This is a genomic window from Clostridium pacaense, from assembly GCF_020709765.2.
Lineage (GTDB): Bacteria > Bacillota > Clostridia > Lachnospirales > Lachnospiraceae > Enterocloster > Enterocloster hominis.
On record NZ_JAJFEB020000001.1, the window covers coordinates 299,239 to 313,845 of the forward strand.

Sequence of the window (14,607 nt, forward strand, 5' to 3'; positions counted from 1 at the left end):
TTAATAGTACAATATAGTAGACTTCCAATATATTGGTTCCTACATTCCACTATATTATACTTTTATTTACATTTAAGGTCAATCCCAAGATAGCAAAGGAGGAAAAACACATGGCAGGTACACAATCAGAAACACATTCAGGAACACGTCCCGCATTCAGACGCTCCACGGATAAGGAAATTGACCGTTGCTGGGAAATCATAAAAGAGGCGCGGCAGTTCCTCAGGGACCAGGGGGTGGACCAATGGCAGAAGGAATATCCCAACCGGGATTCCGTGGCAGATGATATCAGGAACAACAACGGATATGTGATGACAGACGGGGACCGTATCATTGCGTATGCCTGCATTTCCTTTGATGGTGAAACATGTTACGAATCCCTCCGGGGGACCTGGAAAAGCCATCAGCCCTACGCCGTGATCCACAGACTGGCCATCGACAATACCTGCAAAGGAAGGGGGCTTGCATCCCTCATGTTCAGCCATGCCGAGGAACTCTGCCTTTCAAAAGGCATATACAGCATTAAAATCGATACGGACCAGGACAATGCCATCATGAGGCATCTCCTGGAAAAGAACGGATACGGATACTGCGGCGTGGTCACCTTTGACAACAGCGACAAGATTGCATATGAAAAACTGCTCCGCCCATAATCCATAAAAGACCTGGCAGCAAGGTCCTGCCATCCGTCACGGCCTTCTGTCCAGGTCTTTCTGTATCCCCTCCAGATAATGCACCAGCATGTCCCGAAAGGAGCGTATCCTCCACGCCTTATCCACTTCATCATAGGTAAAGCTTTTGCGTCCGCCGTCCTCCATCCGCTTCCAAAAGGTATATATATGCTCAAAGGGCATGTAATACATCTCGTTAAGGCTAGTAAAATACAGGATGATGAACGCAATCCCGCCCTGTTCCTCAAACTCCTTCATGAACTGGATCTGATGGGGATGGATGTTCTGAAGGGGAAATGTCTTAGCCGCGCATTCCTTTGCATCAAAGCATACCGGTATTCCCTGCACGGTCCCTATGTAATCCACCGTACTCTTCTGGTCAAAATACGCCAGCGTTATATGCCTGCTTGCCTTATCAATCTCAATGGGTGTTATGGGCGTGGGGATTTTCTGGATCAGCGCCAAATGCCTGTCCCGGTAGCTTTCATTGGTATGGTTGATTAAATCCTCCAGGGTGGATCCCCTTAAGCCTCTTGTGTTCCAGGTTCCCATGCAGATACATTCCTTTCAAAAAAACATTACGGTCAAAGTCATTTTCCCGTGTTCCATCAGTATACCAGAACATCTGTTTTTTCTCAAGTCATTTTCCCGGCCTGTCCTGGTCCTCCAGTCCGTCCTGCCCCTCCGCCCCGTCCTGCCTCTTCAGTCCATCCTGGCCCTCCACTTCATCTGTCTGTCCTCCTGTTTCTGTAAATTCAGCCCACTGCACCTCGTCTCCTGCAAACACGTTCAGGTCAATGAACCGCTCATCCCCCGTATATCCGTCCAGCCGCCCGCGGTTGCTGTACTGCCAGAACAGCCAGTCCGTATCCGTATCCGGCTGCCCCGTCACATTGCGTATCCAAAGGGGATATTCATCAAAGCGTCCCTCCAGATACATGTGGTAGGTTTCCTCCGTGGCATAGAGGATGGGCGTCATCCCATAATGCTGCCTCAGTTTCCCCAGCATGACCCACAGCTCATGCACCGTTGGTTCCACCGGGGGAGGGCTGGCTTTTTTATCACCGTAAAATTCAAAATCCACAACTGGCGGCAGCATCCCGTCAAACCCCTGGACGGTCTTAATAAAATGTTCTGCCTGTGTCTCTGCCGGACTGTCGAAACTGAAGAAATGATAGGCCCCCACCTTCAAATCCGTAACCGTTGCATGGTCCCAGTTTTCCAGGAACCTCCCATCCGTATGGCTGCTTCCCTCCGTGGCCTTGATATATGCGAACCGTATATCCTGTCCGCTTAAGACAGCCCAGTCAATCTCGCCCTGGTAATGGGATACATCCACGCCGCGGATTGGATATAGTTTCCTGGAAGGGTTATTAAGCAGGAACCAGCCCTGTAATATACCGTAACCGTAAATTGCTGCCAGGACTGCTCCGATACAGATAACTGCCAGGACTGCCCTGATTCCTGTTTGAAAAGGCTTTTTCACATCCCATCCTCCTTTCCTGTGTATAGGCAGTCCTGGCCATAAAGCCCACTCCCTGCAGGAATACCGCCTCCCATCGAGGACCAGTACAGCCCTGCATAGACAGCGGACGCCGTCTTCACCGTTCATTGCAAAGGTCTGTACCAGGGTCCTCCACATCCACGAACCTGACATAACGTCTCAGGGGATACTCCCCGTCATGCGTCCCGTCGGCAAATAAGGCTGACATGCTTCCCGCGTCTGTAATCCGGCTCACGCCGCAAGAACACAGAAGCTTCACCAGTTCCTCCCTGCATTCACCTGCACATATAAGTCCTGCTGTCTGCAGATGTCCTTTATGGCGGCGCAGGCATCCAAACGCCTTGTTTCTGGGCAGACGCTTTATCAGGCAGTTCCCAAACATAGGGGACAGTTCCAGTTCCATATCGCCGCATACGGTCACGCTGCATCCTTTTCCCTGGAATATCCTGTTCCCGCCTGTGCCCTCCCCATAAACAATCCGCTCCAGTTCATCATTGTAACGTCTGAGACTGATTGCGCCTGCCACAATAGGATTGCTGCCTGGAAATCTGTCTGCGGCCCGCTCCAGGTAATCCAGGAATCCCCTTCCGAACTCCAGGATTTCCTCATAGGATTCCGTATCAATGAATACGGTCTGGCACGAACTGCACAAAAGCTGCTTTGTGGCCATCATGTGCCCTGCCAGGGCAGCCAGTTCCGCTTCCCTGTCCGTGTATCCTGAAATATACGCAAAGCCCAGTTTATGTCCCCATTCAACCAGCCTGATTCCGGGAGGCGCCAGGCTCCTTACCTGGGTAACCGCCCCATCGCCTCCCCACACCACGATTCCGTCTGCCAGTCCTGCCAGCTGCATCAGCGCATCCCTGTCCTTAGAAGAGGTATCAAAAACATAGATATAATCAGCCAGTTCCGGCTGGATATCAATGAGCATGCGCAGCATTTCCAAGGACGCCCCGCTGTCCGCGCCCGGCAGCTTCAGTATGTTCACATTACAGGTTAGGAGGCCCTCTGCCACACTGTAAGCCGGAAGGAAATCCGCATTGCCTGCCCCGATGTGGAGCAGGGTTCCAAGAGGCATGACACGGGTGGAGATACGGCTATTGGGCGATGGCTTCACGGAACCATATGGACGGGCATTCCCCAGCTCCCGCATAAGCCTGTCCTCCATGGCTTCACGGCTAAACATTCCTGCGGCCTGCGGATACCCGTACCTCTGTTCCAGCTTCTGTCCCAGACAGGCCAGGGCGGATATCACCATGTCCGCCTCCAGATGTTTCCCTTCCATGGTCCTGTTAATCCGCTCCTCCATACAGGCAAGGACCTCTCCCTGCCTGCCGGAATCGTATAATTTTCCATTTGCCAGAATCATGTCCCAGTTCCTTCCCCCTCTCTCCTAAAGCATCCACTCCTGCCCGCGCAGATACGCCTCTGCCCCCGCCGCGCACGTCCTGATTTCCCGGATTCCTGCCCGCCCCTTCAGTTCCAGGTAAGGGGAGGCTATGCCGCATCCGCATCCTGCCCCTTCATGAAGCACTCCCAGATCATCTGTCATCACGCTGAGTATGGGCGTTGCTTTCATCATGGGCGTCACCAGGTTCACAAGTCCCTGCTTTCCATAGCCCAGCGGTTTCAGGGTATCCACATCGCGTATGATGACACGGCTGTAGACCGGGACATGGAAATGATGGTTCTTACAGGTACAATAAAGGACCGGATGCTCCACCGCGCTGAAGAACTCAACGATATCCTCCTCCCCGATTCCAAGCACCTGTCCTGCAAGGCGGTAGAGCACCTTTTTATCCACTTCCTCTGCCCCGTGCTGTTTCCATCCCCCGCTCAGCACAATCCGGGACCCCTTGGGGAAGGAAAGACGGATTCCCTTCTGTTCCAGCAGTTTCAAGGCAAACCATGTATAGGACGGAAACCCCAGTATCCGTACCGGGAAGGAAGATCTGCTGCACCTTATCATTTCCCGGACAACCCCATCCATATCCGGATAATACTGCCCGTCCTTCCATTCCAGGGCATAGGTCCGTCTAAGGGCAGGCGAAAAAAAGGTAGACAGGAACATGGTCCTTGTCACTCCTGTTGGGTTATCCCTATGGGGCCGGTATCCAAGAATGATATAATTAGCCGGTCTGGCAGACACGAGGCGGCTCCTGGCAGCCACCTTAAGTCCCATATATACCCCGCAGGCCATGGCTCCCGCATCATATCCGATACAGCTGGACATTCCGGATGTGCCGGAAGACAGGACTTTTGTCCTGATTTTATCCTCCGGCATGGAAAAGACTGCGTGGCGTTTAAAAAACAGGGTGGGAAGAAAGGGAATTCCCGCAATATCCCCCATTCCTTCTATGGATTCCGGTCTGAATCCGGTATAATCAAGGATCCTCCTGTATTCCGGACAGTTCCTGTAATGGAATGCACAGTTTTCACGGACCGCTGCCGCAAAAAGCCCCTCTGTCCTCTCAATATCATACATATCCCGGGTGCTGAATAGCCTGCCCCGGCATCCTGATTGTCCGCGCGGTACTGTACCTGTCATCTGTCTCCCCCTGTCTCGGCATTAACCCAGTCAAGGGCTGTCCAGCCGTTTTCTCCTTCCTTATTCACAAATACGGATGTGTGGTAAGGCGTTCCTTCATAAACCCGACACCTTTTTCATCGCACAACCTCCTCATGAACTAAGTATATGGTGCCCAGGGTTTCCAGTCAATGGAAGGACAGGCATATTAAGGATATATTCAGAAAATCGAAAATATTACCAGTACCCCATCCGTTCAGGATCCAGGTATTAAAAAAGGACCGGTCTTCCTGACGAAAAAAGACCGGCCCCATCCCTGCCAGATCATGCCTGACAGTCCATTCCCGCCATATGCCCTAAGGAACCCACCAGGCGGGACGCACAGCTGACGGAAAGCAATTTCCTGATACGCCCTGATTACTTCCTGACAGGAAAGAATATCTCTGTCACCCACTCTTCCGGAGGAAGCTTGTCAAAATGTGTCTTCAGATAGATTTCATAGGGCATTCCGTCCATCTTATACCCATTAGCGTTAATCCAGGCCACAATGGCCCCATATGCGTCAGGAAGACCGGAATACGCGCCTTTGTGAATCGTGGTTGCACAGAGGTGGCCCGGCAAAATAAAGTCCGCCTTGTCCCTCTCCGTAATTCCCACACCCAGTTCAATATCGCTGAAGGCCGGGTCAAACTCCTGGTCATGGTATATCGCCATCACAATGCCGTTGACTTCCAGGTGTTCCCTGGCAATCTTCTCATATATCTTCCCATAATAGGTGCCGAACTCTTCCACTGACATCTTCTGCCTGTGGGTGGCCAGTACCTGCTCCCCTGCTTCCTTTACCACTATCTCATAATTATTCTGATAACTCATGATATCACCTGTCCTTTCGAATTCTTCCAGATGATAGCCCATCTCCCTGATGGTAATGGAAATGTGCTCCATCTGCCGCTCCAAGCGGAATCTCTGCTGATGCATCTGGCGCAGCAGCTCCCTGCTATCTTTGACGGTCAACAGGCGTTGAATATCAGTGAGTGTAAAGCCATACCGTTTCAGCCTTCCGATAAGCAGCATGGTACCGATCTGGGAATCCTCATAATAACGGTATCCATTGGCTTCATCTGTTTTCTGTGGTTTCAAAAGGCCGATTTTATCATAGTGATGCAGCGTCTTCACACTCACACCGCAAACCCTTGACATCTGTCCTATGGTCAGCATGCTCCTGCTCCTCCATTCAATTTCTGTTTTACCTGATCCGGATCTGGATTCAGTATAATCTCTTACCTAAGGTCAGGGTCAAGGACTTTTTATCAGATTCTCCGTTTATCAGATTCCTGCAGTCATCCCCCGGCTTCAAGAAGTTCAATCCCGGTCTTATCCTGAAACATTGCCGCCCACTCAGGCGTATTATAAAAAAGGATTGCCCCCTGGCCATTGTCTCCCATGTAATAGAGGCGTTTTTCCTTCCCGCCCTCCATAAGGGAGCGGCCCAGGAATTGAAGGAACGAACTGTCTATCCAGTCATTCTCCATTTCCGCACAAAATCTTAGCGGCCTGCCGTCCAGGGTAAAGGTCACGTCAATGGTGCCTGTTCCATTTTCCCAGTCCACCCCGGACGTGTCCTCCTCCATATCCGACAGGATAAAATCATCCCCTCCAATGGCCTGTACCCCTTTCATGATGTCAATGTAATCCTCACTGATATCCCAGCCTTCAAAATCAAACCAGTACACGGTTCCTGACCAGCCTGTCTTCTCATACGTCTCCTCGTCATACTCCCCTGATCCGATTCCTGATAACAGGGAATAATATGGATAACCCTCCATGAAGGTTCGGCTCCACGGGTCCTGCTCCATCCACTTTTTGTATTCCTCCACAGTCCCTTCCTCCAGTCCGTCAATCCCAAGGGACTTAAGCACCTCCACCTGGATTTCAATGGGGACATAGTCCGGATAATCCGCCGGGTCAAAAACAAAGGCCTCCATGGTTCCCCGCTGCCCTGTTTTTTCCATTTCCATCCCTTTTTCCATTTCCATCCCTTTTTCCAATGACCCATCCTCCACCAGGCGTTCCATCCTCTGTTGGACCGAACCGGCGGCAATGGAATAAGCAATCCTGAGCTGGGCATATAAAACCACAAGCACCAGCAGCAGGACCCCGCATATGATCCATTTCCCTTTTTCCCTTTTCAGTGATGTCTGAATCCGTTCCTTCCTTATGGTCACGCCCCTGCTCCCGCAGAACCTGGCAAAGGCCTGCATCTCCTCCGGGCCGCTGAATACCCATTTGGGAACCGGCAGGAACTGGGCCTGCAGCACGCCGCACAGGCGGACCAGGAGGAACGTATCATCGGACTCCATCAGATATGCGTAATCCTGCCAGCTGCAGTCAAACAGCTGCTGCCCCTTACGGACCCTGATTGTTTCATCCATGAAAGCCATTTCCCAGATGCCGGTCCCGTCATTCCCCAGACGTCCATGTCCAGAGAACCTGGCGTACGCCTTTTCACTTGGCCATGGATTTCCCATGGCATATATGACAATGCCTATGATAAGATACGGCAGGGCATGGATTATGAAGCGCGTGATGCCATACAGCGGGCTTGTCATGAGAGTCCGTATATAGAACCCGGTTAAGACAAAAAACAGGATACACCGGATCCTCCTGATGCGGGGCGCCCTTAAAACACGGACAGCCTGCAGCATCTGGATATAGGCATGTGCCCAGGACCCGGGATCCATCCTGAAATAGTAATTAAACCTTCCCCCGCCTGCATGTTCCTGGCCGGCGGCATGGGCAGCCGGACAAAAGGCTGACAGGAAGGCTTCCATTTCCCCCTTATCCCCAAACACACGCTTCGGTATTGGGGTCGCTGCCAGATTATATCTTCCGCTTTCCCATCCCAGGACTATCAGGTGCCGGCTCTCCCAGCGGCGCACATAATCACTGCAGGGTATCCTGGTCCTGTTCTTTTCACAGCACAGACAGCCATCCTCAATCCAGTAGGCCGCCGGCTCCAGCATGCCTGCCTTAAGCGCCTGGCAATAGTTGATAAGGTACATGACAACAAGGAGGATTGCCAAAACACTCCCCCCGCTTATAAGGCTTAGGACAAAACCCTGCCAGGACCTCTGCAAAGCCACTGTCATGATAAGCTCCCCTGCCATGTACAAAATGAATAAAATCCAGAAAATCCACAGCTTTTGCAAAGCAACCAACGTCATCCTGGCTGCAAACTCCCTAATTTCCGCCTTTGTGAACGTAAATCTCATTACCCTTGACTGTCCCATACGCTTCCTCTCCAGTAAAAATACTTTAAACACATTATATCATAAAGAAAAAAGGATCCCTATGGTTTCAGGAATCCTCTTATGATTTTAATGATTTTCATTCTTCCATTTGACGGAAAGCAATTATCGGATACGCTTACTCCATCTCAGAACGGAACCGCTCTGCCTGCTCTGCAATCAGTTCCTTATCCTCGAAATAATTAATCTTCATGGCCCGCTTCATCTCTGCCAGGGTTTGTGCCGCCTTGGCCTTGGCCTTACGGCTGCCCTCTTCCAGTATGCGGTAAACGGCCGGGATGTCCTTGGCAATCTCCTTACGGCGCTCACGGATGGGGCGGAGTTCATCCTGCAGCACATTGTTCAGGAACTTCTTGACCTTCACATCCCCAAGGCCGCCCCTCATGTAGTGGGCCTTAAGCTCATCCAGGTTCCTGTAATCCGGCAGGTACTCTGCAAAATGTTCATCCCTGCAGAACGCGTCCAGATAAATGAATACCGGGTTGCCTTCCACCTGGCCCGGGTCCTCCACCCGCAGATGGTTGGGGTCTGTAAACATGGACATGATTTTCTTTTTGACTTCTGCCTCAGTGTCAGACAGGTAGATGCAGTTGCCAAGGGACTTGCTCATCTTGGCCTTGCCGTCAATGCCCGGAAGCCTCAGGCAGGCCTTGTTGTCCGGCAGGAGGATGTCCGGTTCAACCAGGGTTTCCCCGTAAACAGAATTGAACTTGTGCACAATCTCCCTGGTCTGCTCAATCATCGGAGCCTGGTCTTCCCCCACCGGCACCGTGGTGGCCTTAAACGCAGTGATGTCAGCTGCCTGGCTGATGGGATACGTAAAGAACCCAACCGGGATGCTCGCCTCAAACCCTCTCATCTGGATTTCGGATTTGACCGTTGGATTGCGCTGGAGCCTGGACACGGTCACCAGATCCATATAATAGAAACTCATCTCACACAGCTCCGGAATCTGGGACTGGATGAACAGCACGGACTTTGCCGGGTCCAGGCCGCATGCCAGATAATCCAGCGCCACCTCGATGATGTTCTGGCGCACCTTTTCCGGGTTGTCCGCATTATCAGTAAGCGCCTGGGCATCTGCTATCATAATATAAATCTCATCAAACCCACCTGAGTTCTGAAGTTCCACCCTGCGCTTCAGTGAGCCTACATAATGTCCTACGTGAAGCCGTCCCGTGGGACGGTCACCCGTCAAAATAATCTTTCCCATTTCAAAAATCCTCTCATTCTCATGTTACGCCAGGGTGTTTGGAACATGCTGCCCCGGTCCACATTTTATCGCTTGTACTATCATAACCTGAAGATGGCTTCCTGTCAAGAATCACAGGGTCATCCCTTCCCCTTTAAGCACCCTGGCAAACTGGTCCGGCAGCCCCGCGACCATCTCTTTCCCGCTTAGGTAATCCAGGGGCTGCGGCAGTTTATCAGGCATCACCAGACGCCAGGAATGGAGCAGCTGGGAACGCACGCCGTATTTCTTCTTCATGGCGTCGTTCAGGTCCTGTCTGCCGTATTTATAGTCCCCCACGATGGGATGGCCGATGGATGCCAGATGGGCGCGTATCTGATGGCTGCGGCCTGTGATTAAGGTCACCTGGAGAAGCGTGTGGCTTCCATTCCCTGCCAGGGGAAGGTACTCTGTCATGATGGGCACGCTGTCCTCCACCTCCAGCGGGTAGATTGTCACTGTATTCGCAGCCTCATCCTTGCGCAGGAAACCGGCTATCAGTTTCTTCTCCTTAATCTGTCCGGCCACCAGGCACTGGTAATACTTGTGCAGGCTCCTGTCCTTAAACACCCCGTTCATGACCTGAAGCCCTGCCAGGGATTTGCCAGCCACCACAAGTCCGCTGGTGTTGCGGTCCAGGCGGTTGCAGATGGAGGGTTTGAAGGTGCGCAGCTGGCTTATGGGCAGGCCGCCGGAATCAATCAGATAATTAAGGATATATTCATTAAGGGACATGTCCCCCTCCCTGGCCTTCTGGGACAGCATGCCTGAGGGTTTGTTCACCACCAATATGTGCCTGTCTTCATAGATGATATCCAGCTTTTTATATCCGTACCCGGCCGTTGACCGGGCCGGGGCCTTTGGGGCTGCCTGGAACTTCTCAATGGTCTCATCGGCCATGAACAGCTGGATTTCATCGCCTTCCTCCAGGTGTTCGGAGCCGTCACATTTCTTCCCGTTAAGGGTAATATTCTTTTTCCTCATCATTTTATAAAGAAACCCCTTGCCGGCCTGGTCCAGGTATTTGGCGAGAAGCTTATCCATGCGCTGCCCGGCCTCATTGGGGGTCACAGTCAATGTCTGCATATGGGGATTCTCCTTATCTTCAGATTATATGGTTGCACCACTCCATCATCCTGAGTATCAGGCGGTGCGGCAGGACCTTGCAGAGTATCCGGAAAGCTTTCATGGTAAGACCGTACACGGAAATTTCCTTTCCGGCCACGCTGTCCCTGATGGCCTTTGACACCACCCGCCTGGGGTTGGCCATGACCAGACGCTTGTACAGGGGAATCTCCCCCGTGGTCTCCGCTATGTCGAAAAATTCCGTTCTGACCGGTCCGGGGCAGACTGATGTCACATAAATGTTCCTGGCTTTCAGTTCCTGGTTTAACGCCCTGCTGTAACTGAGTACAAATGACTTGGTTGCCGCATAGATGGCAAATCCCGGCTGCGGAAGGAAGGCGGCTGAGGATGCAAACTGGATGATGCGGCTGTTGCATGTCATATAGGGCAGCACCAGACGTGTCACGGCGCACAGCGCTTCACAGTTTAAGCGTACCATGTCCGTCTCATCAACCAGGGCCAGGGACTCCACGGTCCCGATCTTGCCAAACCCGGCTGCATTGACCAGGAATTTTACCTGGGGATCCTTCTCTGAAAGCTCCCGCTCCAACACACGCAGATCCTTTTCTTTTGTAAGGTCCAGGGCAAACTTGCGCAGCGGGACCCCCACCTGGCGGTCCAGTTCGTCAAGACGTCCTTCCCTTCTGGCTATGATCCACATTTCATCAAATCCTTTAAAATGCTCCCACAGCTGGATGATCATTTCCCTTCCCATTCCGGAGGATGCTCCGGTTACTACGGCAATCTTCATTATCAGGATCCTTTCTTTTTATGAACGTTGCGGATTGTTTTCTTTGGATGGCCGGCTGCGGCCTGACCCGGCTGCTTCCCCTGGCCTTTTGCGGTCCGGCCCGGTTGGTTCATCTGACCCGCCGCTGTCCGGCCCGGCTGCTTCCCCTGGCCTTTTGCGGTCCGGCCCGGCTGGTTCATCTGGCCCGCCGCTGTCCGGCCCGGTCTGCTTCCCTGGGCGCCCTGTCCCTGGCCGTAGCTGCTTCTTGGCCTTATCAGGCATTTTTTATCAAATCCGATTAAATCCGTCCTTCCGGCAATCTTAAGGGCTTCCGCCACAAGGTCATGGTTCTTGGGGTTCCTGTACTGTATCAGCGCCCTCTGCATGGCCTTTTCATGGGGATTTACCGGAACATACACCTGTTCCATGGTCCTGCAGTCATACCCGGTATAATACATGCAGGTGGAGATGGTGGAAGGCGTGGGATAAAAGTCCTGGACCTGTTCCGGCATATAGCCCAGGTCACGGAGGTATTCAGCCAGTTCCACTGCCTCCTTCATGGACGAGCCCGGGTGGGAGGACATCAGGTAGGGGACCAGATACTGCTCCTTGCCAAGCCTGCCGTTCATCTCCTTATATTCCTTTACAAACTGCCTGTATACGCTGTTTTTCGGTTTGCCCATCATCTGGAGCACCTTATCCGCCACATGTTCCGGCGCAACCTTCAGCTGTCCGCTCACATGGAACTCACAAAGTTCCTTCAGGAATCTGCGGCTGGGGTCTGCCAGCACATAGTCAAAACGGATACCGGACCGGATGAATACCTTCTTTACCTTTGGCAGGGCACGGAGTTTCCTCAAAAGCGCAATATAATCGCTGTGATCCGCCTTAAGGTTCTTACATGGTTCAGGGAACAGGCACTGGCGGCCCGGGCATGCGCCCTTTGTCAGCTGCTTGTCACAGGCCGGGAACCGGAAATCCGCCGTGGGGCCGCCCACATCGTGGATGTATCCTTTAAAATCCGGCTCCTCAGTCAGAAGCTTTGCTTCCCCTATCAGGGATTCATGGCTCCTGGCCTGTATGATCCTGCCCTGATGGAAGGTAAGGGCGCAGAAACTGCAGGCGCCGAAGCATCCCCGGTTGCTGATAAGGCTGAACTTTATCTCGCGGATAGCCGGAACACCTCCCAGTTCTTCATAGGAGGGATGGTAATTCCTCATGTAGGGAAGGTCATAAACCGCATCCATCTCCTCCTGGCCCAAAGGCTTTGCAGGCGGATTCTGGACCACGAACACCTTTCCCTCATAAGGCTCCACCAGGCGCTTCCCGGAAAATGGGTCCGTGTTGCTGTACTGGACATAAAAGCTTCTTGCATACTCCTTCTTGTCCCTTAAAAGCTCCGTATAATCAGGCAGCAGCCTGTAATCATAGACGGACTCCAGGCTTTTGGCCTTATACACGGTCCCGTCGATGAATGTGATATCCTTTACGTCAATCCCGCTGTCCAGGGCATCCGCTATCTCAACAATGGAGCGCTCCCCCATGCCGTAGGAGATGATGTCGGCCTGGGAATCCAGGAGCACGGAACGCTTCAGCTTTCCAGACCAGTAATCATAATGCGCCAGCCTGCGCAGGCTGGCCTCGATTCCCCCGATGATGATGGGCGCATCCTTATACACGGAACGGATTAGGTTGCAATACACCACAACCGCATAATCCGGACGTCTGCCCATGACTCCTCCCGGCGTATAGGAGTCTTCCTTCCTGCGTTTTTTGGATACGGAATAATGATTCACCATGGAATCCATGTTTCCGGCCGACACCAGGAAGCCGAGGCGGGGACGTCCCAGGATTTCAATGCTTTTTTTGTCCTTCCAGTCCGGCTGGGCAATGATTCCCACCTTGTATCCATGTGCCTCCAGTATCCTGGATATGATGGCCGTCCCAAAGGAAGGATGGTCCACATAGGCATCCCCTGATACATAAACAAAATCGCACTGTTTCCATCCCCTGATACTCATATCATGACGGTTCATGGGTAAATAATCGTTTTTCATCCTGCCGCTCCATCTAATAATTCATAGTAATCCTTAATATAGTAATCCGCCAGCTGCATCTTCTCTTCCCTCATGTCCAGGGAAAATGCATCCTCCACCGCAAACACGGTCATCCCGGCATTCTTTCCCGCCTGGATCCCGGCCGGGACATCCTCAAACACCACGCAGTCCGACGGCGCCACCTGCAGGCGTCCTGCCACGTTCAGGTAGATGTCCGGGGCCGGTTTCCCGGCAGCCACCTCGCAGGCCGTTGCCACCACCCGGAAATACCTGCGTATGTCCAGGGAATCCAGGACCGCGTCCACCATGGCCCGGCCATTGCTGGTTGCAATCCCGGCAGGTATCCCTTTGTCCCATATATAGTCCAGGAATGCCCTGGCGCCGGGTTTTAAGGTAACCTCGTTCTTATATTTCTCAATGGACATCTGGACCCAGGCTTCCTTAATGCCATCCAGGGAATCCTCAAGGCCAAACCTCCTTTTAAAATAGGAGGCTGTCTCCGAAAAGCTCATGCCTTCAATCTCCCTCTGCAGATCATCGGGACATTCCAGGCCATATCTGGCAAGATACTCTATGTCAATGGTCTTCCACATCCACATGGAATCCACCAGTGTCCCATCCAAATCAAATATAACTGCCTTTTTCTGATTTATTTTCATTTTCTCCAATTCCTCTGTCCGTTAATCACTTACCTGTTCCCGCTTCCTTCAGGCTGCGGATTTCTTCCTCCGTAAGGGGACGGTATTGTCCAGGCTCCAGTTCCGGGTCCAGCCCAAGCGGCCCCATGGACATCCGCTTCAGATACTCCACATGGCAGCCCAGCGCCTCAAACATGCGCTTTACCTGGTGGAACTTGCCTTCCCGGATGGTGAGGAGGACTTCCGTCAGCCCCTCCGGGCCGTTTCCATGCCCCTCATATTCCAATAGGGCTGGAAGGGTCTTAACCCCGTCATCCAGGACAATCCCTTCCGAAAACCGCTCTTTCGCATTCACTGGAAGCTGGCCGGAAAGCCGGGCCATGTACACCTTATCCACATGTTTTTTCGGGGAAAGCAGATTGTGGGCCATTTCCCCGTCATTGGTGATGATGAGAAGCCCTTCCGTATCCACATCCAGGCGGCCCACCGGAAAAAGGTCCTTCCGCAGCGCATCACCAATCAGCCCCACCACGGTCGGATAACGGCTGTCCGTTGTGGCGCTCACCACGTCCTTTGGCTTATTAAGCATATAATATTCCATCCTGGCATATCCCACCACCGACTGGTCCACCATGACCTGGTCTGTCTCCGGCGCCAGTTTGGACTCGGGGGCCTTTATCACCTGTCCATTGACCTGGACACGTCCTTTCCTCACCATCTCTTTTATCTGGGTTCGGGTGCCGTATCCCATCTCTCCCAGGAATTTATCCAGCCTCATCGGGCCTGTCTTCTGTTTTTTCTTATCTGCCACTCATA

At 52.5% G+C, this 14,607-nt stretch carries 13 protein-coding genes; 1 reads left to right on the forward strand and 12 read right to left on the reverse strand.

Annotation, left to right across the window (positions count from 1 at the left end):
* Window positions 1-110 precede the first annotated feature (110 nt).
* A complete protein-coding gene (locus LK536_RS31040; RefSeq protein ID WP_008725554.1) occupies window positions 111-653 on the forward strand; it encodes a GNAT family N-acetyltransferase in 543 nt (180 codons plus the stop codon).
* Between the two features lie 36 nt (window positions 654-689).
* On the opposite strand, the gene LK536_RS31045 is transcribed toward LK536_RS31040, so the two are convergent.
* The 12 genes from LK536_RS31045 to LK536_RS31100 form a co-directional block, all read right to left on the reverse strand.
* Window positions 690-1,223 (reverse strand): Holliday junction resolvase RecU, encoded by a 534-nt coding sequence (locus LK536_RS31045; protein WP_008725553.1) that lies wholly within the window; start codon window positions 1,221-1,223, stop codon window positions 690-692.
* Window positions 1,224-1,311: 88 nt separating this feature from the next.
* Window positions 1,312-2,157, reverse strand: coding sequence for a glycoside hydrolase family 25 protein (locus LK536_RS31050; protein WP_227794911.1), 846 nt, complete (start codon window positions 2,155-2,157; stop codon window positions 1,312-1,314).
* Window positions 2,158-2,272: 115 nt separating this feature from the next.
* A complete protein-coding gene (locus tag LK536_RS31055; RefSeq protein ID WP_227794912.1) occupies window positions 2,273-3,544 on the reverse strand; it encodes an acyl-CoA reductase in 1,272 nt (423 codons plus the stop codon).
* A gap of 24 nt (window positions 3,545-3,568) precedes the next feature.
* A complete protein-coding gene (locus tag LK536_RS31060; RefSeq protein WP_227794913.1) occupies window positions 3,569-4,723 on the reverse strand; it encodes a LuxE/PaaK family acyltransferase in 1,155 nt (384 codons plus the stop codon).
* A 396-nt stretch (window positions 4,724-5,119) separates the two neighbouring features.
* Window positions 5,120-5,920, reverse strand: coding sequence for a MerR family transcriptional regulator (locus LK536_RS31065; protein ID WP_227794914.1), 801 nt, complete (start codon window positions 5,918-5,920; stop codon window positions 5,120-5,122).
* Window positions 5,921-6,042: 122 nt separating this feature from the next.
* Window positions 6,043-7,869, reverse strand: coding sequence for a hypothetical protein (locus LK536_RS31070; RefSeq protein WP_506092019.1), 1,827 nt, complete (start codon window positions 7,867-7,869; stop codon window positions 6,043-6,045).
* Between the two features lie 259 nt (window positions 7,870-8,128).
* Window positions 8,129-9,223, reverse strand: a complete 1,095-nt coding sequence (trpS, locus tag LK536_RS31075) for a tryptophan--tRNA ligase (protein WP_008725539.1) — start codon at window positions 9,221-9,223, stop codon at window positions 8,129-8,131.
* A 111-nt stretch (window positions 9,224-9,334) separates the two neighbouring features.
* On the reverse strand, window positions 9,335-10,327 hold the full coding sequence (locus LK536_RS31080; RefSeq protein WP_120057337.1) for an RluA family pseudouridine synthase: 993 nt from the start codon (window positions 10,325-10,327) through the stop codon (window positions 9,335-9,337).
* 19 nt (window positions 10,328-10,346) lie between these two features.
* Window positions 10,347-11,117, reverse strand: coding sequence for an SDR family NAD(P)-dependent oxidoreductase (locus LK536_RS31085; protein WP_025482015.1), 771 nt, complete (start codon window positions 11,115-11,117; stop codon window positions 10,347-10,349).
* A gap of 2 nt (window positions 11,118-11,119) precedes the next feature.
* Window positions 11,120-13,153 (reverse strand): YgiQ family radical SAM protein, encoded by a 2,034-nt coding sequence (locus LK536_RS31090; protein ID WP_227794916.1) that lies wholly within the window; start codon window positions 13,151-13,153, stop codon window positions 11,120-11,122.
* Entirely contained in the window at window positions 13,150-13,812 is a 663-nt protein-coding gene (locus LK536_RS31095) for an HAD family hydrolase (protein ID WP_025482016.1), read from the reverse strand. Before LK536_RS31095 ends, LK536_RS31090 begins: the two co-directional genes overlap by 4 nt.
* A gap of 25 nt (window positions 13,813-13,837) precedes the next feature.
* The gene (locus tag LK536_RS31100; protein ID WP_120057340.1) at window positions 13,838-14,602 is read right to left on the reverse strand and encodes a pseudouridine synthase; all 765 of its coding nucleotides are present in this window, start codon (window positions 14,600-14,602) and stop codon (window positions 13,838-13,840) included.
* Window positions 14,603-14,607: the final 5 nt, after the last annotated feature.